The 22,098-nt window shown below is 26.2% G+C and carries 21 protein-coding genes; 17 read left to right on the forward strand and 4 right to left on the reverse strand.

Features of this window, described 5'->3' with window-relative positions:
* The first annotated feature begins 58 nt into the window (after positions 1 to 58).
* The 6 genes from Q0K52_RS06835 (at position 59) to rarD (ending at position 8,294) form a co-directional block, all read left to right on the forward strand.
* The gene (locus Q0K52_RS06835) at positions 59 to 1,735 is read left to right on the forward strand and encodes an AAA family ATPase (protein ID WP_297297845.1); all 1,677 of its coding nucleotides are present in this window, start codon (positions 59 to 61) and stop codon (positions 1,733 to 1,735) included.
* An 8-nt stretch (positions 1,736 to 1,743) separates the two neighbouring features.
* The gene (locus Q0K52_RS06840; protein WP_297297848.1) at positions 1,744 to 3,207 is read left to right on the forward strand and encodes a VWA domain-containing protein; all 1,464 of its coding nucleotides are present in this window, start codon (positions 1,744 to 1,746) and stop codon (positions 3,205 to 3,207) included.
* A gap of 103 nt (positions 3,208 to 3,310) precedes the next feature.
* Entirely contained in the window at positions 3,311 to 4,033 is a 723-nt protein-coding gene (rnc, locus tag Q0K52_RS06845) for a ribonuclease III (protein ID WP_297297850.1), read from the forward strand.
* A 503-nt stretch (positions 4,034 to 4,536) separates the two neighbouring features.
* On the forward strand, positions 4,537 to 5,184 hold the full coding sequence (rpe, locus tag Q0K52_RS06850) for a ribulose-phosphate 3-epimerase (protein ID WP_297297852.1): 648 nt from the start codon (positions 4,537 to 4,539) through the stop codon (positions 5,182 to 5,184).
* A gap of 84 nt (positions 5,185 to 5,268) precedes the next feature.
* Positions 5,269 to 7,269 (forward strand): tetratricopeptide repeat protein, encoded by a 2,001-nt coding sequence (locus Q0K52_RS06855; protein ID WP_297297854.1) that lies wholly within the window; start codon positions 5,269 to 5,271, stop codon positions 7,267 to 7,269.
* Positions 7,270 to 7,436: 167 nt separating this feature from the next.
* A complete protein-coding gene (rarD, locus tag Q0K52_RS06860) occupies positions 7,437 to 8,294 on the forward strand; it encodes an EamA family transporter RarD (RefSeq protein WP_297297856.1) in 858 nt (285 codons plus the stop codon).
* Between the two features lie 76 nt (positions 8,295 to 8,370).
* Here the strand turns inward: rarD and Q0K52_RS06865 are convergent, their stop codons facing one another.
* Positions 8,371 to 9,117 carry a hypothetical protein gene (locus tag Q0K52_RS06865; protein WP_297297858.1) on the reverse strand — a complete coding sequence of 249 codons (747 nt, stop codon included), beginning with the start codon at positions 9,115 to 9,117 and terminating at the stop codon, positions 8,371 to 8,373.
* Between the two features lie 28 nt (positions 9,118 to 9,145).
* A complete protein-coding gene (locus Q0K52_RS06870) occupies positions 9,146 to 9,799 on the reverse strand; it encodes a hypothetical protein (protein WP_297297860.1) in 654 nt (217 codons plus the stop codon).
* Between the two features lie 273 nt (positions 9,800 to 10,072).
* Between Q0K52_RS06870 and Q0K52_RS06875 the strand changes: the two genes are divergently transcribed.
* From Q0K52_RS06875 to rsmA, 4 genes are read left to right on the forward strand one after another with little or no spacing between them, the layout of a single operon-like run.
* Positions 10,073 to 10,378 carry a hypothetical protein gene (locus Q0K52_RS06875; protein ID WP_297297862.1) on the forward strand — a complete coding sequence of 102 codons (306 nt, stop codon included), beginning with the start codon at positions 10,073 to 10,075 and terminating at the stop codon, positions 10,376 to 10,378.
* Between the two features lie 11 nt (positions 10,379 to 10,389).
* The gene (locus Q0K52_RS06880; RefSeq protein ID WP_297297864.1) at positions 10,390 to 10,824 is read left to right on the forward strand and encodes a tol-pal system YbgF family protein; all 435 of its coding nucleotides are present in this window, start codon (positions 10,390 to 10,392) and stop codon (positions 10,822 to 10,824) included.
* Entirely contained in the window at positions 10,821 to 12,548 is a 1,728-nt protein-coding gene (locus Q0K52_RS06885; RefSeq protein ID WP_297297865.1) for a hypothetical protein, read from the forward strand. The genes Q0K52_RS06880 and Q0K52_RS06885 overlap by 4 nt, the downstream gene beginning before the upstream one ends.
* Complete coding sequence (rsmA, locus tag Q0K52_RS06890; protein WP_297297866.1) at positions 12,538 to 13,383, forward strand: 16S rRNA (adenine(1518)-N(6)/adenine(1519)-N(6))-dimethyltransferase RsmA; 846 nt, start codon at positions 12,538 to 12,540, stop codon at positions 13,381 to 13,383. The genes Q0K52_RS06885 and rsmA overlap by 11 nt, the downstream gene beginning before the upstream one ends.
* Here the strand turns inward: rsmA and Q0K52_RS06895 are convergent.
* Positions 13,380 to 13,931 carry a hypothetical protein gene (locus Q0K52_RS06895; protein ID WP_297297867.1) on the reverse strand — a complete coding sequence of 184 codons (552 nt, stop codon included), beginning with the start codon at positions 13,929 to 13,931 and terminating at the stop codon, positions 13,380 to 13,382. The two genes, rsmA and Q0K52_RS06895, sit on opposite strands and share 4 nt — an antisense overlap.
* A gap of 166 nt (positions 13,932 to 14,097) precedes the next feature.
* On the opposite strand from Q0K52_RS06895, the gene pyk reads away from it, so the two are divergent.
* The 7 genes from pyk (at position 14,098) to Q0K52_RS06930 (ending at position 20,827) form a co-directional block, all read left to right on the forward strand.
* Positions 14,098 to 15,531, forward strand: a complete 1,434-nt coding sequence (pyk, locus tag Q0K52_RS06900; protein ID WP_297297868.1) for a pyruvate kinase — start codon at positions 14,098 to 14,100, stop codon at positions 15,529 to 15,531.
* Positions 15,532 to 15,676: 145 nt separating this feature from the next.
* Positions 15,677 to 17,068: a sodium-dependent transporter gene (locus Q0K52_RS06905; protein ID WP_297297869.1), complete on the forward strand. Its 1,392-nt coding sequence runs from the start codon at positions 15,677 to 15,679 to the stop codon at positions 17,066 to 17,068.
* A gap of 100 nt (positions 17,069 to 17,168) precedes the next feature.
* Entirely contained in the window at positions 17,169 to 17,951 is a 783-nt protein-coding gene (locus Q0K52_RS06910; protein ID WP_297297870.1) for an EFR1 family ferrodoxin, read from the forward strand.
* A gap of 40 nt (positions 17,952 to 17,991) precedes the next feature.
* Complete coding sequence (locus Q0K52_RS06915) at positions 17,992 to 18,414, forward strand: PaaI family thioesterase (RefSeq protein WP_297297871.1); 423 nt, start codon at positions 17,992 to 17,994, stop codon at positions 18,412 to 18,414.
* A 109-nt stretch (positions 18,415 to 18,523) separates the two neighbouring features.
* On the forward strand, positions 18,524 to 19,315 hold the full coding sequence (proC, locus tag Q0K52_RS06920; RefSeq protein ID WP_297297872.1) for a pyrroline-5-carboxylate reductase: 792 nt from the start codon (positions 18,524 to 18,526) through the stop codon (positions 19,313 to 19,315).
* A 138-nt stretch (positions 19,316 to 19,453) separates the two neighbouring features.
* Positions 19,454 to 19,816: a response regulator gene (locus Q0K52_RS06925; RefSeq protein ID WP_012670232.1), complete on the forward strand. Its 363-nt coding sequence runs from the start codon at positions 19,454 to 19,456 to the stop codon at positions 19,814 to 19,816.
* Positions 19,817 to 19,825: 9 nt separating this feature from the next.
* Positions 19,826 to 20,827, forward strand: coding sequence for a DUF4931 domain-containing protein (locus Q0K52_RS06930; protein WP_297297873.1), 1,002 nt, complete (start codon positions 19,826 to 19,828; stop codon positions 20,825 to 20,827).
* Here Q0K52_RS06930 and proB read toward each other — a convergent pair.
* A complete protein-coding gene (gene proB / locus Q0K52_RS06935; RefSeq protein WP_297297874.1) occupies positions 20,822 to 21,967 on the reverse strand; it encodes a glutamate 5-kinase in 1,146 nt (381 codons plus the stop codon). The two genes, Q0K52_RS06930 and proB, sit on opposite strands and share 6 nt — an antisense overlap.
* Positions 21,968 to 22,098 lie beyond the last annotated feature (131 nt).

The following is a 22,098-nucleotide window of genomic DNA, read 5'->3' on the forward strand; positions in this document are numbered from 1 at the left end:
ATTAAGTTGTTAATTAATATAGTTCAAATTATAATATTAATAAAAAAATTAAGGTGTTATGATGGAATTAAATAAAGAAAAATTGACTTATATTATAAATAAACTTTCAGATGGACTTTATGAAAAAGAGGATATTATATCATTTACTTTTTTATGTGCATTAGCCGGAAAATCAGTATTTTTATACGGCCCTCCAGGTACTGCTAAAAGTTTAATAGTGAGAAGAATAGCATCAGCTTTTAAAGATTCTAAATATTTCGGTCAGCTTATGAATAGATTTACAACTCCTGAAGATGTATTCGGTCCAGTGAGTTTATCAAAACTTAAAGAGGATAAATTTGAAAGACAAACTGAAGGTTATTTACCTAAAGCAGATTTTGTATTTTTAGATGAAATTTGGAAAAGCAGTCCTGCAATATTAAATACATTATTAACTATAATAAATGAAAAAATATACAGAAATGGAAGCATTGAAGAAAAAGTGCCTTTAAAAATATTAGTTGCAGCAAGTAATGAAACTCCTCCTAAAGGTCAGGGACTTGATGCTATGTATGATAGATTTATAATGCGTTTATTAGTTAATCCTGCTAAAGATATAGATAATTTTAAATCATTAATAGTTGATAAAGATGTTGATTTTAATGCTGACTTAAACGAGGAAGATAAAATATCAGCTGAAGATTTGGAAAGTTTAAAAAATGATATAGAAGAAGTGGAAGTACCTTCTAACATTATTAATATTATTATTTCAATAAAAAATGAAATAGATGAATATAATAACGGAAATAATGAACCTATTTATATTTCAGATAGAAGATGGAAGAATATTGTTTATATATTAAAGGCTTCTGCATATTTTTCAGATAGAAAAGAAATAGTTCCTTCAGATTGTTTTTTAATTTCTAATTGTATTTGGACATTAGAAGGAAATATTAATGCTGTTAATAGCATAGTAAAAAAATCTATAATGCGTTTTTTGAATGATAATATTGATGACTTTGATTATGATAAGATATATGATGAAGCAGAAGAACTTAGAACAAATATAGATAAAGATTCTATAAGTGACAGAGATGAGTATGAAAATGAAATTAATATAAATGGTAAAAGGTATTTTTATATAGATGTATTTTATGAATATAAAAATACTTATGGAAATAATAGTATGAGCAATGTGAAATTTTATATTGAAATTGATAAAATAAATAATAATACTCAATTTAGTCCTTTAATAAATGTATATGATAATGATGCTTTTAATAATTCAAATACTAGAAGCCCAAGATATAATAACTATTATAATAATTATAGTAATTTGAAAAATGCTAATGATTATGTTGTAGCTGATAGTGTATTTTGTTTATTTACAAATTCAAATACTATTCAGATAAAAACTAATAATTATTACAGCCGTTTTGTTAATCAAGATGGAGATGTGGTATCATCATTAAATGTATCTATTCCTTTTAAGTTTAGAAAAGGAGATATAAAACCTATAGAAATAAATAAAAAAAATAGTTATATGCATGTTTGCTCTGATTTGCTTGATACGTTAAATAATAAAATAGAGTCTTATGAAAGTAATTTAAAATCTATGATTGAACAATGCGATTCTGTTTTTATAAATGAAAAATATTTACAAAAATTTATTTATAATAATGATTATTTATCTAGTTTGAAATCTCTTAAAATTAATATTGAGCATTGTATAGATAAATTAAAGAGTAATTATTAAGGTTTTGTATGAATATTGATAATATTGACAGCATATTAAAAGAAACTAAATCTATAATAAAAGAAAGATTTTCTCAGTATGATATTTTTATGAGCAATGATGATATGCAAAAAGAAATTACTAAGAAAATAAATGATTTTAATTATAATTTAGAGAAACATTTAAAAGATGATAATCCATTTAAAGATTTATATTCTGTTTATGAAGAAGCTAAAAATAGTTTTATAGAAAATGAAGCTGATAAGGAGGCACTTTTTAAGGATATTGAAAATTATAGATTAATTGCAGGCGATGAGAATGCAGAGTTCTTTTATTCAAAAATAAATTCTTTAGAGGAAGATGAATATAATAATGAAATAATAGCCATTAGGAAATCAGTTTTAAATAGTTGGAAAGATGAACTTGATAAACAATATATGAATTGGGTATTAGATGAAATAGAAAAATACAGAAATAAATTTTTTCAAGATATAGAAAAGTTTTTTGATTATTTGAATGATTTGAAATATATACAAGATACATTCGGAGAGGATATAGGTTTATTGTTTGATTTGGGTATAGGAAAATTATTGAAAAAGGATATTGAATATATAAAAAGACTTTTGAATTTATTAAAAGAAAATTCTGATATAAAAAGATTATGCGATATTCTTGGAAGATTTATAAAGTCTGAAGAAACCATAAAAATAGAAAAGATTTTAAGAAAAGAAAGTTTCAGCACAAAAATAAAAGATATTAATTCAGAAGAAGAAATAGTAGGTATAACATATTCAAAAGATATACATAATATACTTCCTCAGGAAAAACTTCTTTTAGCTGAAGGAGTACTTGAAACTTTATTTGGGGTAAAATATTTTGAAAATAGGCTTTTAACTTTCAAAAAAGAAGGATATATTGATTCTTATTATGATGCTGATATTGAAGAAGAAATTCAGGTAAAAGAAGAAGATAAAAAAGGGCCTATTATAATATGTGTTGATACAAGCGGTTCTATGAAAGGCGTTCCGGAAACAGTTGCAAAGGCTATTACATTATATTTAGCATCAAGAGCAATGAAACAAAAAAGAGATTGTTATCTTATAAATTTCAGCACGCAAATAAAAACAATAGATTTAACATATCCAAATACTATTGATAATTTAATTGATTTTTTAAGATTAAGTTTCAATGGAGGTACGAATCCTATACCAGCATTAAGGCATGCTATAAAAACTATGAATAGTGAAAATTATAAAAAATCTGATTTGCTTTTTATATCCGATTTTGTATTTAATGGATTTACTGATGAAGATTATAAATTGGCTGAAAACAAAAAGAAAAATGAAAATAAATTTTATTCTCTCATAATAGGAAATACTAATATGCTTAATACTGAAAAAAGCTTGTTTGATTATAATTGGTATTATGACAGTTCTACATCATCTATTAAAGAAATCACAGAAAATATGTATTCATCTATAATTAATTGCTAATTATTTTATTAAAATGATAAATAAATATAAAAAAATGATATTATTTTCTTGACTGTTATTTTTTTCATTGTATTATAATTCTATCTTTTTAGGTAGTTATTGTATGAATATAGAAGAAATCTTAACTAATTGTCAAGAAACTATAAAGTATGAGTTTAGAAATAAATCTCATCTTTTGGAAGCTATTACTCATAGAACTTATGCTAATGAGTCAAAAAAGAAAATGAAATATAATCAGAGATTGGAATTTCTTGGGGACTCTGTACTTTCTCTTATTATGTCAGATTATTTGTTTAGAAAATATAATACAAGTAAAGAAGGCTTATTATCAAAAGTAAAATCATCTTTGGTATCTCAAAAGAGTTTAGCAGATATTTCAAAGGAACTTAAACTTGGTAATTTCCTACTTTTAGGACATGGAGAGGAGGCTTCAGGCGGACGTTATAGAGATAATATGCTTGAAGATTTGTTTGAGGCTATAGTTGGAGCTATATATTTAGATTCTGGTATAACTAATGCTACTAGATTTGTTATGATGGCTTATAAAAATAGACTTAATAATTTAGATATTGATAATTTTGATAAAGATTATAAAACTATATTCCAAGAATTGATACAGAAAAAACATAAAACAAGCCCGATATATAAGTCTTATGAATTTCATGATGAAAATAATCATGAGATGTTTAAAGCTGAACTATATGTTAATGATAAAAACTTTGCTACAGGTATAGGTAAAAGCAAGAAAGAGGCAGAAACAGAAGCAGCTAAAAAAGCATTGGATAGAATAGAGAAGGCTAGTATAACAATAAAGAAAAATAAATAATAATTTGAATGTTGAAATACTAAAAAAGATCAATTTTAGTATTTTTGTTAATTGAAAATAGTAATTAATAAATAAGTTGAACATAGTGATAAATGTGTCAACTTTAGTTTGCATCTATTAATAGCGAATGCGAACATAGCAATAAACAAATAAGCCTAAATAGTTGACAATTTTGGTTTTTAGTTTATTAATTGGAATGCGAACATAGTAATAAACCAAGTGAGCCGAAGCAGATGACAACTTTAGTTTGCATCTATTAATAGCGAAGGCGAACATAGCAATAAACGAATAAGCCTAAATAGTTGACAATTTTGGTTTTTAGTTTATTAATTGGAATGCGAACATAGTAATAAACCAAGTGAGCCGAAGCAGATGACAACTTTAGTTTGCATCTATTAATAGCGAAGGCGAACATAGTAATAAACCAAGTGAGCCGAAGCAGATGACAACTTTAGTTGGCATCTATTAATAGCGAAGGCGAACATAGTAATAAAGGAAATGTCATGGATAATATTATAATAGCACCATCAATACTTACAGCATCATTTACAAATTTGGAAGGAACTATCAGAGAGCTTGAAGAAGCAGGAAGCGATTATCTTCATTTGGATATTATGGACGGAGTATTTGTTCCTCAGATTACATTCGGAGCAAAAGTTGTTTCAGATATAAAAAAAGTAAGTAAAATACCTCTTGATGCACATCTTATGATAGTTAATCCAGAAAAACATATAGATGATTTTGCTAAGGCAGGCTGTGATATTATAAGCGTTCATTTTGAGGGTAATATACATATTCATAGATTAATTTATCAAATAAAAGCACATAATATAAAAGCTGGTATTGTACTTAATCCTCATACTAGAGTTGATGTTATAGAGCCTATTATTGATGATATTGATTATTTGCTTATAATGAGTGTAAATCCTGGATTCGGCGGACAGAAATTCATTGAGTCATCTATAAAAAAAATAGAAGAAGCTAAAAAATTAATAGGTGATAGAGATATAATTCTTGCAGTTGACGGCGGAGTTAATTTAAGAACTTGCGGTAAAGTATTAGAAGCAGGTGCAAATTTCCTTGTAGCTGGAAGTGCAATTATTGACAGCGATAATAAAAAAGATACTATTAATAAATTGAGAGGAAATTAATTTTATAAAATATCCATAGAGCTGTTATTAATATTTATTAATTTAGTTTTGATATAAGTCTTATATAACATAAGAAAGGGAAAAATGGAAGAATTAGATAATAACAATAAAAACGAAGAAGAAAAACAAAATGAAGATTCTCCAAAAGTATTTATAAATAATGCTCAAATTCTTGAATCAGGTCAAATATTAATAACTCCTCCAAAACCAGATGAAAAAACTTTTGAAGATTGGAAAAGAACATCAAAAGAATATGCTGATAAAGGCGAATATGAAAAAGCTATAGAAGCATATTTTAGAATACTTTGGACTGATCCTAATAATACAGAATATTGGGAGCATTTAAGTTATTTATATTTAAATGGCGGAAGATATAATGATGCAGTATATGCTATATCAGAATGTGTAAAATTATCTCCTAATAATCATAAATATCTATATAAGCTCAGCGGATTATATATATTAAATGAGAATTATAAAGAAGCAGAAAATCATTTATTAAATGCCATAAGATTAGATGTTAATAATTATAAATATTTTCAAAGACTTGGAATAGTTTATTATTGTATTAATCAATATGATAATGCTTTAAGTTTAATTATTAAATCTATAGAATTACGAAATGATGATTATAATAATTGGATTTTATTAGCTTATATTTATGATGCTAAGTGTGAATATGATGAAGCTATAAAATCTACATTAAAATATTTAGAGCATACAGAAAAAACAAATGAATGTTTTGCATATCAATATCTTTCTATACTATATATGAAAAATAAGCAGTATAATACGGCAATAGAAACATTATCAAAAAACTTAGATTTGTATCCTAATGATGATTTTAATTATAACTTGCTTGCAAATGTTTATATATTAACAAATCAATATAAAGAAGCTATAGAGGCAGCATCAAAAGCTATTGATTTAAATAAAGATAATGTTTGTAATTCGTATATATTAGCTGAGGCATTTTATGAAAATAAAGATTATGATAAATCTATAGAAATATTATTGAATACATTAAAATTATTAAAAGACAATCACAAAGAAGAAAAATTAATAAATATGAAATCTAGAAAATTAAAAAATAGAATAATTGAATTGAATGATAGATCTATAGAAGAGCTTTGTAAAAATTTAGATTTAGATGAAAAAAATTATGATTATTATCATTTATTAGGAAAAGCATATAATAAGATTGGAGAGTATAATAAATCAATATGTTTTTTCTTATTAGCGTATGAATTAGATAATGATAATATTTACAATCTTCATTGGATTGGTTCTACATACAATCAAAATAAAAATTATAATGCATCAATAAATTTTCTATTAAAAAATATAGATTTAAGCAGCAGCATTATAGATAGTTATTATTGGCTTTCTGATTCCTATTATAATATAGGTAAATATGATAAAGTTATAAAGAATTCATCAAAAATAGATAATTTAAAAATATATGATGACAATATAAAATACTTATCAATATTAGGAAAATCTTACTACAAATCAGAAAAATATGAAAAATCTTCTTCCATTTTATCGAAAGTTTTAGAAAAAGATGAAAACAATTTGGAGGTTTTAGCTTTATTAGGAAAATCATATAGTTCTATTAACAATCATAAAAAGGCAATAGAAATTTTTATTAAATATGATAGTTTAAATCCTAATGATACAGATAATTTAAAATCTTTATCAAAGTCATATTATGATATAGGAGAATATAATAATGCTATCAATATTTTTTTGAAATTAACAGAATTACATCCAGATGAGGCAGAATATTGGTATTATTTAGGTAATTCATTGAAAAATACTAATCAAAATAAAGAAGCTAAAGAAGCATATAAAAAAGCTTTGAAAATAAATCCTTATAATCAAACATATAAAGAAGGCTTAAAAAGTGTAGGATCAAATTTTTTAAAGTATGCATATATTTGGGTAGCAATTTTGTTCATTTTGGTTCTTATTGTATGCGGTATATTTTTATTTAAAGCAAAAGCTAATCTTGGTATGGCATTACCTTTATTTACAGTGATTTTTGTTCTAATGTTTAAGACAGTTTCATTATTAAAAAAATAGTAAGTAATATTTGTTATTAAAAAACTTAAAAATAAACTCTTGTAATATCTACAAATAAGTTTCATAAAGTATAAGATTGAATTTTTTATAAATATTTGAATTTAATATATTGAAAATATTTTTATTAAATTTTATTATTACCGTCAAAAAATATTTAGGATATATTGATGTCAAATAATAATAATAAATCTATTTTACTGGCTTCGACAGCGTATATAATATGGGGGCTTCTTCCTCTTTATTGGAAATCAGTTCAAAATTTTGATTCAGCTTTTGTTTTGGGAATCAGAGTTATAACTACTTTTATATTTACTTTAATAATTATAATATATAAAAAATCAAATCTGTATAGAGGTATTAAGCCTTTAATATCTATAATAATAGCTGGAATTTTCTTAGGACTTAATTGGTATTTATATATTTATACTGTTAATTCAGGGCATGTTCTTGAGGCAGGACTAGCTTATTATATAGCACCTATTTTAAGTATATTAGTAGGTATTATAGTTTTTAGAGAGAGAAAAACTCCATTGGAATATGCAGCAATTATTTTAATGTTTATAGGAATGATTTATCAAACTATCACATTAGGCAGACCTCCTATAATGGCATTTTTTATAGGGCTTACTTTTTCAATATATGGTTTATTTAAAAAACTTACAATATATTCAAGTTGGGAAAGTTTATTTTTAGAAACAGCTGCTATATTAATTCCATCAATAATTTTAAGTACAATATATTTTCCTAAAACTTCTCAGCCTATTCATTCTTGGGTATCATTGATGTTTGCAGGAGTTGCTACAGGAATACCTTTATATTTATATGCCAAAGCAGCTAAAGGACTTCAAGTTTCTACTCTTGGATTTCTACAATTCTTGCTTCCGTTTTTTGCTACTTTACTTGCAATTTTTGTTTATAAAGAAGAAGTTAATTTGAATAGAGCTATTACTTTGGGCATAATAATATTAGCTGCTGTTCTTTATGCTATATCTATATTTAAAAATTCTTCTAATAAAAATAATTAAGTATTATAGATAATATAAAAAAGCCTTAAGTAATTTTTCTTACCTAAGGCTTTTATAACTATTTTATATATATTAATTATTTTTGTATTCTCTTTCTAAAATATCCTGATAAATCAACAGGAGTTTCCTCAAGCCAAGAAGACATAATACATTCGTATCTTCCTTTGCTTTTACTCAATTTGTATATTTGATATTCAACTCTGTCATTTCCGCCGTCAATGGTTTCTCTTGATTCTACTAGCATCTCATATATTCCGTCACCGTCTATATCTTCAAATATATTATCCATTTGTGTTACTACGGAACTTTTCATAGAATTAATTTCTTTATAAAATGATATATCAGCAATGAATTTTATACTTGCACCATCTATTCTAAACATATACATATAAATATCTCTGTCTTTTCCATTTTCATTTATGATATAATATTTAATTATTCCAACTTCATTTTTTTTGTCATAAAAGTTCTCTAAATCTACTGCAGTATTTTTACCGAATTTATCAGTACTGTATGAGAATTCTTCTTCTCCGTTATTGTATATGCAAATTTTATTTCCCTGTGCTGAAGATATCAAAGCAATAAATTCATTTCCTTCAAATGGAAGAACATCAGCTATAACTATAGAATTTACTTTGTAGCCTTTAGATTCTAAATTTTGTTTTAAATTTTCAGCTTGAGTATAATCATTATTATTTATATCATCACTTTTATAATATACAATATCTCCATTATTTGAAAGATTAAATAGACTTTCTACATCAATGGCATAAAGATTTATACTTAAAGCTAAAGAAGTTATAATTAATAATAATTTTTTCATAAGTTTCCAGTCCGTAATTTTTTATTTTTTAAGAAGTTTTTATATCAACAAATTCTATTTCAGAATTTACCTTACCGTCAGAGCTTTTATATTTTATGATTTTTGGAATAATATAATCTTCTATACTTTCGTAGGTTATAGAAACATCATATATTTTAGATTTTTTATTATAATATTCAGCTTTTTCTATTAGCAAAGTTTCTTTATCTACTATGTATGTAATTGTGTAATTGCTGTTCTCGCCTTTTGCTCTCAATGTTATTTCATATTTATCTTTGTTTTCTTCAGCAGTTTCATAAGTGAATTTTTTTGATAATGAGGCATAATCATCGCTTTCACCAACAATAGTATAAATACCAACCGTTTCTAATGCCCCATCAAAAACAGAAAACATATTTCTATAAAAACTATCAACATTTTCAAGTACTAGGGTAGGTTTGCCGCCTTGAGAAAAAGTGAATTTTAATTTTATATCTTCTTTTGTTTTTGAGTAGCTTTTAGCAGGTATAGTATCAATTTGTCTTTGTACTATTTTACCGTTTATATATGCTTCAATTTTTTTGGGATATATAGCAGAATATTTCTCTCTTATTTGTTCGTATAAAGATTCAAAGTTACTTGAAACATCTTGCGAGTATGCTGTGATATATAATAAAATAAATATTAATATTATTTTTTTCATAACTATCCTTTTTCTTATTCTCGTAAAATTTTTTATTAGCAATAATAAAAAATAATATTATATTTTTTTTACAAATGTAATATTTTTCGTTTTTATTTAAATGATATATTTCATCTAATAATATAAGATAATTAAATTTTGTTGCTTTGTTTGCTGCTATGAATTTATGAAAATATAAAATGTTTTAGCAAAGCTGAAATCTTGACTTTAATCTTAAAGTTTGTTATACTTGCAGTATCAAAATAAAACAAATATAATTTATGGTAAGTATTTATGAGCGAAGAACAAAATGAACAATTGTCAGAAACAGGTATTTATTGTGCTAATTGCAGATATTGCGTCTTGTTTAGAAAATCTAGCGGCATAGACGGCAATCAATATTTGCTAAGAGTAAAATGCACACAAGAACAATGGCGTAAAAAACTTGGAGAAGAAAAGATGTACAAGTATTTTACAGTTGCCAGAAGAACAGTGGAAAAGTGTGACGACTATAAGGAAATGGGAGATTTAAGAAGTTTCCTAAAAGCTTTACGCAAAAGTTTGCCTGTACGTGATGAAGTATATACTATAAAAAAATAGTGGAATTTTTGGTGAAAAAAAGTTTTGTTTTTTTAGTTGTACTTTTATTTTTACTAATTTCATGTGCCTCTGCTGTTAAAATATCTGTAGAGGAAGAGAGATACCCTAGAATAATAGCAGAGAAGGCTTATACTGAATTTGGTAATAAAAACTACAAAAAAGCTATAGCATATTATCAATACATAATAGATAATTTTGATAGGGAAAATTATGCTAAAGATGTAGCTTGGGCCTATTATGAAATAGGTTTTTGTTATTACTATCAAAATAAGTATAAAGAAGCTTTAAATTATTTCGATATAGTTATAAATAATTTTACAGTTTTACCTCCTAGAATTCTGGCTCAGAAGGTTATGCAGGATATTTACGATAAAAAGCCTAAATTAAAACCCGTAGAGATTATAGAAGAGGAAGTAGAAGTTATTGAAGAAAATATAGATTCATGATGAAAAAAGAACATAGCATAACTACTAGACTTGTATTAGACTTCTTAATAATGAGTATTGTAAGTATAACCATAATACTCGTATTATATGTTTTATACTCTAGGGGGGCAGGTAGAGATTATTCACTGTTTACTTATGTATTATTAAGTTTGATATTTTATAAAACTTATATGCCTTATATAATATCTTTATCTGTATATTTTGCTTTTTTCAAAGCTAAGTTCTTATATCAGGAAAGTGTATCTAAAGTTATAGCAGTACCTATTGCTACCATTGTATTAATGGTAGTTTTTTATGCTGTATATGATTATTCTTTTGTAAATATTTTTATCTCTACAGTAAGAAATCATAATGCTGAAAGAGATATGCAAGTATACTATGAATATGGTCTTAAGTTAAAAAATGAAGCTTATGAAAAAGCTAGAAATGAGTTTTTAAATGGTAATTTAGAAATGGCTTCATCTTTTGCAGAAGAAGCGTTATTTTATGATAAAAATGACGGAAATACTTTGCTTCTTATAAAAGGTATTCAGGAAGAGAAAAGAAAGAAACATATTAGGCTTCATAAAACAGAAGTTGATAATATTAATAATTTGATAAAACAAGGTACAAGAGCATTTAGTTTATCAAATTATAATGAAGCATATAAGTATTTTGATAAAGTTGTATCATTAGATAAATATAATCCATTAGCATTATATTATATAAATAGAATAAGCATAGCTAATAATGAGAAACCGCTTTATCATAGTACTACTACGGAAGAAGCTTCTACATACAGCAGATTATCAGAAATCATTACTCTTTATGAAACTGGAAGATTATGGGAAGCTTATGATGGAATTTCTAAATTGTATATGGAAGCTCCTACAGTTGCAGAAGTAAATAACTATTATTCTATTATAAAAGATGCTATTAGCAGATACGATTTCTTTATAAAAGAAGCTAGAGAAATCAGAGAAGCATATATTAATAATCCTGCTATCTTACAATATTCTTCAGCATTGAATCATAATGGCATCAATTTAATGGTGGATAAAAATATTTTATTATCATCAGCAAGCAGTGCTATTTTTAAAGATAGTTTTTATCTATTTGATATTTCTTTAATTAAATTAGATGATGAATTGAAAATTATTTCATGCGAAGATTATATGTATGGAAAAATAGCTGATGTATTTAAAGGAACGAATAATAATAAAAATATAATTTTAAAAGGACACTTTGATACTGTAAATAAAAATTATACATTTGATGATACAAATAGTATAATTATTCCTATATCTATATCAGATAATACTATAGATGTTATCAAAAATTATGCAAGTTTAGAGTTAAAATATATAAATTTATCTGATTTATTTGTTTTGAGAAAAGAAATTACTAAATTTGGATATTCAGATAAAGATATAAATTTTGAATTAATAACAAAAAGTATAGAACCTATAACATTTTTATTGTTATTTGTTATAATAGCTTATTATTCATTTAGATTTAGAATGTCAACTTGTACAGATTATTTCCATATATATAATAGAGTTACTGGAGTAGTTGGTACATTGCTTTTAAGCTTAGTATTTAAAGTAATTGTAAGCTATATATCTATGCTTCTTGTTATGGTATCTCAAATTACTTTAAGTGTAATTATTATTATTGTTATAGCTTTGATATTGATATTAATAGTATTATTCCAAATGGCTAGAATTCCAAGAGATGTTAGATAATTTATACTCAAAAAAAGAAGTAATAGAATATTTAAAAGATAAATCTATATTTCCAAACAAAAATAGAGGTCAAAATTTTTTATGCGATAGAAATATAGCATATAATATAGCATCTACAGTTCCAGAAAATTATTCAATAGGTGAATTTGCTTTAGAAATAGGCGGAGGACTTGGAGCTTTAAGTAATATGCTTGTTGACATATATAAAGAAAATTTGACTATAGTAGAATATGATAATGCTTTATATAATCATTTAATAGAGAAATTTCAAAATATTAATATAATTCATAAAGATATACTTACTGTTGATATTTCAAATTCAGAAAATAAATATGATGTTTATGGAAATATACCATATAATATAGCAAGCCCAATAATGGAGTGGCTTTTAGAAAAATCTTACGGTAAATGGAATTATGCTGTTTTTATGGTTCAAAGCGACTTTGCAAATAGATTGATAGCCAAAGAAAATACAGAGGATTATTCTTCTTTAACTTTATTTGCTAATTTTATGTCAACTATAAAATTGGAATATAATGTTTCCAAAGATGTTTTTTATCCTATACCAAAAGTTACATCGTCTATTATAAGTGTAGTACCTAAAGAAGTTGATGTTAATATGATAGAAATATTCAAATCTTTATCAAAAACTTTATTTCATAATAGAAGAAAAACAATAAAAAATAACTTTGTTAATTCACCTTATTTAAATATAGATAAAAAATATGCTGATGAAATATTAAAGAAAGCCAATATAGATGGAAATATAAGAGGTGAAACTTTACATATAGATAAAGTTAAAGAATTAGCTTCTATATTACTTGAATATATTTAATTATTAGTGTTATTTTCTAATATTCTTACTGAATTTATAATATTATTTATTTCTTTATCATCTTTTTTACTGTTAGCATTATACATACACATTATTTGAAGCAGTGCATTATCATGAAGCATTAAAAAAGACTTATGATATGTTTTATTTGGGCCATAATAAAAACTGAGTAAAATTTGATAGGAGTTTTCATATCCTTCTACTGGGCCTTCATTAACTATCTGAAATTCTTGTATTGCCTTGTTGTTTCGTAGTCCATCTATTACTGTGTTTCTTGCATTTTCCAAACTTACTCTTCCGCTGTAAGCTAGTTTATATTTTATATATACTACAGTATATATAGCTGTTTTTCTTTCAACTCCATAAGATTCACTAAATTCCACAGAATTATCAACAGCAACAGTGTTATCTAAAAAACCTTTTTTAAAATCTTTTGGAATATCTACAGTTATATCATTAAATGTTATAGTTGTATTTTGAGCTTTGCATGCATATATAGGCAATATTAATATGCTAATTATAAAAATAATAATTATATTTTTCATCATATATTTATTATATACTATTAATGTATTTTTTAAAGTGTAAAATTTATTATATTATTATTTTTTTAGAAAAATTAAAAAATTATTTTTACATTACTCTATAATTTTTTATATTTATATTATAAAATTTTATGATTAATAAGTGTAAATTTGAATAAAGGAAGTATTAATGAGAAAAACTAAAATAATAGCGACTTTAGGCCCTAGATGGTCTAGTGAAGATATGGTAAAAAAGATTATAGAGAATGGTGCTGATGTATGCAGATTAAACTTTTCTTTTGGTACTTATGATGAGCATTTGGAAAGAATCAATATAATAAGAAAAGTTTCAAATGATTTAAAAAAGCCTGTGGCTATACTTGCAGATTTACAAGGTCCTAAAATAAGAATAGGAAAATTAAAAGAACCTATTACAGTAAAAGAGGGCGATACAGTAAAATTAAGCGGTTATAAAGAAACAAATGATGAAAGTATAATTCCTACAACTCATAGTAATATAGCTCATGATGTAAAAAATGGATCTATGCTTTTGATAGCAGATGGAACAATACAATTAATAGTAGAATCTAGTGATGAAGCTTCAAAACTTGTTGTATGTAAAGTTATAACCGGAGGAACTATATTAAGCAGTAAAGGTATTAATTTGCCGGGAGCACATGTTACAACAGAAGTTTTAACGGAAAAAGATGTTAACGATGCTTTATTTGCTGCAAAAAATGGTGTTAATTATTTAGGAATGAGCTTTGTAAGAAGAGATGAAGATGTAATCAGACTTAGAAAGATTTTAGATGATAATAATTTACAGCATGTTGGAATAGTATCTAAAATAGAAAATACTGAATCTTTAGAAAATTTAGAAAATATAATAAAGCATTCTGATGGTGTTATGGTAGCTAGAGGAGATTTAGGTGTTGAAATACCTTTTGGAGAAGTACCAGTTTGGCAAAAGAAAATATTAAAAATGGCTAACAATATGGGTAAAATTACAATAATAGCTACTCAAATGCTTGAAAGTATGACAAAAAGCCCTGTTCCTTCAAGAGCTGAAGCAAGCGATGTCGCTAATGCTGTTTTAGATGGTACCGATGTTGTTATGATGTCTGCAGAAACTGCTTCTGGTGATTATCCGGTAGAATCAGTAAAAGCTATGGTTTCTATAGTTGAAGCTGCTGAAAAATCTATTGTAAAAACATCTCATGAAAATATGACATATTTAGACAGAGGCCTTAATGATGCTTTGGCAGATAGTGCATCTTATTTATCATATAGTTTGCCTAATAAAATAATAATAGCTCTTTCAAGGTCTGGAAGAACAGTTAAAAATTTATCTAAGAAAAGACCAAAAACTCCTATTGTATTTATGTCAGCTGATAGTAATTTATGTAATAGTCTTGCTATATGTCATAATGTTTATACTATAAATATGCCTGAAGATTTGAACTTTAGTGCAGGTATTAGTCATAGCGGTCAAATTGATATACTTGAAGATACTTTAGTTAAACATAATTTGGCTTCACATGGAGATACAGCTATACTTGTCAGCGGCAGTAAATGGCAGGGAAGATGGCAGGAAAATAGTGTTCGTATAGTTACAATACACTAATATCAATATTATGAAATTTTAAGGATCACTATATTTAGTGGTCCTTTTTTTATAATAAATTTAAATATTTTTATTATTACTGCTTGAAGTAATATTTTTATGATGTATAATATTTGAATTAAAATAATTGTATGGAGTTGCTATTATGCATAATGAAAAGAGGGAAAGATTATCAAACAGGCTCGGTTTTTTATTAGTATCAGCAGGCTGTGCTATAGGGCTTGGAAATATATGGCGATTCCCTTACATAACAGGTAAATATGGCGGAGCTGCATTTGTACTTATTTATTTAATATGTTTAGCAGTTGTAGGTCTTCCAATACTAATAATGGAATTCAGTATAGGACGTGCTGGTCAAAGAGATATTGCAGGTTCTTATAAAGTATTAGAAAAAGAAGGTTCAAAATGGCATCTAATAGGATATGTACAAATGCTTGGCTGTCTTATACTGATGATGTTTTATACCAGTGTTACAGGCTGGACTATTACTTATGCTTATTATATGGCTACTGGTGCTACATTAGGATTAAGTCCAGATGGAGTTGCACAGTTCTTTGGAAATATGCTTTCTAATCCTAAAGTAATGGTTATAAGTTTATTTATAGCTGTATTTTTAGGGACATTGATATGTTTTAAAGGTCTTCAGGGCGGAGTTGAAAAATCTTCTAAATTTATGATGTCATCATTATTTGTTATAGTTATAGTTCTTATAATAAGATCTGTAACTTTAGATGGTGCTATAGAAGGCATAAAATTCTATTTACTTCCAGATTTATCAAAGATGTTTAACGGAGGAATAGAGAATTTTTTTGAAGTTATATATGCCGCAGTTGGCCAGGCATTTTTTACATTGGGTATTGGTATAGGAAGCATGACTATATTTGGAAGTTATATAGGAAAAGAGAAATCTATTACCAATGAATCTATAATAATAGTAATATTGGATACTTTAATAGCATTTCTTTCAGGTCTTGTAATATTTCCGGCATGTTTTGCTTTTGGAGTAAATCCGGGAGAAGGTGCCGGACTTGCATTCGTTACATTGCCTAATATATTTAATTCTATGCCTTTGCCTAGATTATGGGGAACATTGTTCTTTATTTTCTTATCAATGGCTGCTTTAACTACTGTTGTTACAGTATTTGAAAATTTGATTGCATTTACAATGTCAGAATTTAATATGAAGCGTAATAAAGCATCTATAATAGTTGGTATAGTTGTATTTATATGTTCTTTAAGTACTGCTTTGGGTTTTAATGTTTTATCATTTATTCAGCCTATGGGAGCGAATACAAGCTTCTTAGATTTATTTGATTTTATAGTTAGTTATAATTTAGTTGAGCTTGGAGGAATATATATAATAATATTCTGCGTATCTAAATATGGCTGGGGCTGGAATAATTTCTTGCAAGAAGTTGATTCTGGTACCGGAATCAAGTTTCCAAATTCTTCAAGATTTTATGTAACTTATGTTCTTCCAATAATATTATTTGCTATGTTTATTATTAATTATATATATAAATTTTTTATTAATTAAACTACTATATTAAATATAATAGCCAAGTACATTTTATGCTTGGCTTTATTTATAAAAAATATTATTATTGTAAATATAAATTATTTTTTTGAGTTTTTTTATGACTGGTATTTATTTCAGCGGTACAGGCAATAGTAAATATTGTTTGGAATATTTTTTGGAATGCTATACTGATAATTATAAAATATTTTCTGTAGAAGAATTAAATAATAATAAAGAATTAATTAATGAAATTTCTAATGATGAAAATATATTTATTTCTTATCCTATTTATTTTAGTTCAGTACCTAGAATATTAATGGAGTTTGTGAATAGTAATGGAAGTATTTTTAATAATAAAAAAGTATTTATAATAGCTACTATGTATATGTTCAGCGGTGATGGTGCTGGAGTATTGGCAAGAGAATTAAAAAAATATAAAGCTAATATAATTGGAGCAATTCATTTAAAAATGCCTGATTCTATAAGCGATGGAAAATTTACCTGCAAAACTATAGAAAATAACACCAATATGATAAGAAAAACAAAATTAAAAATAGAGGAAACAGTAAAATTATTAAAAAATGGGAAATATCCAAAAGACGGACTTAGTTTTTTAAGTTTTATGCTTGGATATTTATCTCAAAGAGCTTGGTTTGGTAATAGAGATTTTAGTAATAAATTAAAAATAGATGTAAGTAAATGTATAGGATGCGGAAAATGTGTTAAATTATGTCCTATGAAAAATTTAAATTTGAATGAAAATAAAAAGGCTTGCAGTAATCATAATTGTACTTTGTGTTATAGATGTGTAAATGAATGTCCGGTTCAGGCTATTACTTTGCTTGGTAAAAAAGTTTTTTCACAATATAGCATTAAGGACTGTTTAAATTTACTGAAATAGTTTGATATTTATTGTATAAATTTTAGGAGCTGATAATTAAATGACAGATGAGGAAATATATCAAAAAGTAGAAAAAAGATTTTATTCTCAAGATTTTTTGTCTTTCGTTGGAATGAAACTGGAGCATGTTGAAAGAGGCAAGGTTATAATATCATGCGAAAATAAAAAAGAGTTTTCTCAGTATTTAGGCTATATGCATGGCGGAATGGTTGCTGCTTTGGCTGATACTGCAGGAGGTAATGCTGCTTCTACCGTTCTTGAAAAAGGAAAAGGAGTAGTAACTTCCGAATTGAAAATACATTTTTTAAAGCCTGTTGTTTGTAAAAAAGTAATAGCAGTAGGCGAGGTTATTAGTGAGGGAAAAAATCTCATTATAGTAGAATCAGTAGTGAAAGATGAAGAAGATAATATGCTTTCAAAAATGATAGCAACTATGTTTGTAATTGATACTTCTTTAAAATAATATTTTTATATTTAAAATACAAAAATTATTAATATTTTATTTTATGAATTTAATATATTTTAAAAGCTAATAATTTTTAATAATAAATAATTTTTATGGAGTTTTTAATATGATTATAGGTTTTATTGGTGCTGGTGCTATGGGCGGAGCTTTAATAGAAGGATTTATTAAATCTGGAATAGAGTATACAAATATCATAGCAAGCGTAAAAACTATGGAAAAAAAAGATTATCTTGAAAAGAATTTAGGAATAAAAGTTTATACTGACAATAGAAAAGTAGCTTCTGAGGCTGATGTATTATTTATAGCAGTTAAGCCGTATATGGTTAGAGCTGTAGCTGCTGAAATATCATCATCTATTAAAGTTGGTGCTACAATAATAAGTGTTGCTGCTTCTATATCTAAAAAAGATTTAGCTATGTATTTTAACGGAAGCAGAATAGTAAGAATAATGCCTAATACACCTGTAAAAACTTGTAATGGTTTTATATCCGTTGTAGAAACAGAAAATAAAGTTGTGGAAAATGGTGTTGTAGAGCTATTAAAACGTGTTGGAATGGTTAAGGTGATCAAAGAAGAACAAATACATGCTTATAATGCTATGGCCGGATGTTCTCCTGCATTTATGTATATATTAATAGAGGCTATGAGTGATGCTGGTGTAGTTATGGGAATAGACAGAAAAACTTCTATAGAAATGGCTGCTCAAGTATTTAAAGGTACAGGAGCAATGGTTTTAGAGTCTGGAAAGCACCCAGCACAATTAAAAGACGGAGTATGTACACCTGGCGGACTTACTATTAAAGGTGTTGAAGTATTAGAGGAAAAAGGACTTAGAAGCGGACTTATAGAAAGTGTTATTGCTAGTTATAATAAGTCAATAGAAAGTGAAAAAAAGTAAAAATTGTACTATAATATATATACAATAAATAATTTTTTGTATGAAATAAACAAAATTATGATAATCAAATTAAAAAATTCTATTTGACTTTTTTAATTCAATTATTATAATATGAATATAAGATATATGGAGTAAAATATGCCTAAGAAAACAATTTTAGTTTTAGACGATGAAAAGAGCATTAGAACTCTCTTTGAAGAAGAGTTTAAAGATGAGGGATATGATGTAGTATCCACTGATAGTGGAGAAGAAGCCTTAGAAATGCTTGACAAAGGTACTCCTCATATTGATTTGATAACTTTGGATATAAAAATGCCAAAAATGGACGGTTTAGACTTTTTAGCCAAAGTTAGAGAGAAACATAGAGAGTTACCAATTATAATATGTACAGCTTATAACAATTATAGACATGAGTTCTCTGTTTGGAATGCTGACGGTTATATATTAAAATCTGGTAATCTTACAGAGATTAAGGACAAGATAAAGAGACTTATAGGTTAAATATTTTTTATGCCACATATTCGTAAAGACCCTGTAACAAAGCAGTCTGTTATTATTTCATCGGAAAGGACAGGAAGACCTAGTGATTATGTTAATATGAATGAAAAGCATGTAGCTAATTCTGAATTAAGTTGTCCTTTTTGCCGCGGCCATGAGATGAAAACACCTGATCCTGTTTATACGGTTTATGCTGAACAGGAAGAAATTTGGCAGGTCAGAATAGTGCCTAATAAATATCCCATAATATCTGAAACTCGTGAAAATGAATTGCCTAAAACAAATAAGCTTTTTTGTGCAAGCAGTTCTAAAGGGTTTCATGATGTTATTATAGAACACCCTAATCATCATTTTAATTTTTATCATGCTCAAACAGAGGATTTTTTCTATATATTTAAAGCAGTAATGATGAGGCTTAAAGATTTAGCTAAAAATAAAGATATGTTATACAGCCTTCATTTTAAAAATTTCGGACCTGAAGCTGGTGCCAGTCTTTCCCATTCCCACTCACAAATTATTACAACACCTTTCATACCTATACAAATGCTTGATGAAATTAACGGTGCTTTAGAATATTATAATGAAAATCAAAGATGTGTTTATTGTGATATAATAAAAGAAGAAAAAATAATTAATAAAAGAGTTATATGTGAAAATGACAGTTTTATAGCTATTTCTCCTTTTGCCTCAAGGTCGCCTTATCAAATATATGTAATACCTAAACAGCATTCAAACAGTATAACTTATGCATCTAGTCCTCAAATATTAGATTTTGCTAGTTTACTTAAGAATATATTTGATAGATTGTATAAACTTCTTGGTGAAGTAAGTTTCAATTATGTGCTTCATACACTTTTGCCAGTACTTGAAAATAAATATGATCATTCAAGTCATTGGTTTCTAGATATAATGCCAAAAATGAGTAAATTGGCAGGTTATGAATTAGGAAGCGGAGTATTTATTAATTCAATTACACCTGAAGATGCTACCGAACACCTTAAATCTGTATTATAATATTACTATATAATCTCTAGTAATAACAGCATCGTAATTTTTATATCCCAATATTTTTAATATATCATCAGAATGATGGCCTATTATTTTTTCTACATCATCAGAGTTATAATTGATTATACCTCTTGCAAATTCATTTCCGCTTTCATCTACAATGCTTACTATATCGCCTTTTTTGAATGTATTAACTACTTTTATTACACCTATAGGAAGTAAACTTGATTCTTTTTCTAAAACTGCCTTTTTAGCTCCGGCATTTACTATTAATTTTCCTATTATAGTTGTAGCATAAGCAATCCATCTTTTTTTAGTGGAAAGTTCGCTTGTTTCTTCAACAGGGTAGAATATTGTTTTATCTTTAGTTTCAAATATATCATTAAGAACATTAGGTCTTTTTCCATTTGCTATGAATAATGCACATCCGGATCTTGTAACTATTTTAGCAGCCTGAAGTTTTGTTTTCATTCCGCCTCGTCCGCCTTTAGAAGCATCAAGACCTAAACTTTCTATTTCCTTTGTTACTTCAAATACTTCATGTATGAATTTAGCATTAGGATTAGTTTTAGGATTATCATCATAAAGACCATTTATATCAGAAAGTATTATAAGTAAATTAGCATCTAGTTCGCTTGCTACTAAAGCAGATAGTTTATCATTATCAGAAAAACTTATTTGTGTAACATCATATAATTGTTTAAGTTCATCACTAGAAACTGTGTCGTTTTCATTTATTATAGGTATAACTTTATATTTTAAAAGCATACTTAATGTAGAATTAAGATTTAAATATCTTCTTCTATTAGAAAAATCTTCTTCAGTTAATAGAATTTGAGCTGTTACTATATCGAATTTTGAAAATCCGTCTTCATATATAGACATAAGCTGAGATTGTCCTATAGCAGCACAAGCCTGTTTTAGAGCAACTTCATCTAAATCTTTTACATTAATTTTTTTAGCACCAAGTCCAACAGCTCCGGAAGTTACTATTAAAACTTCTTTTCCCATTCTATGGAATTTTGCTATTGCCTCTATAAAAGAATATATTCTAGCTAATGAAATATATCCTTCATCATTTCTTAAAACATTTGTACCAAATTTGAATACTATTCTATTTATATTGTTTAAATCTATCTTTTTCATGCGAAGTATTATAAATTAAAAATTAAAAAAATAAAGTTATAATTTACTATTTATTTGTTTAAGAGCCATAGATATTGCACACTTTTATTTTAAAAAAAGAAGGTATTCCTTATAATTTAAATTTCTAGAAA

Source organism: uncultured Brachyspira sp. (assembly GCF_944390845.1).
In the GTDB taxonomy this organism is placed as follows: Bacteria; Spirochaetota; Brachyspiria; order Brachyspirales; family Brachyspiraceae; genus Brachyspira; species Brachyspira pulli.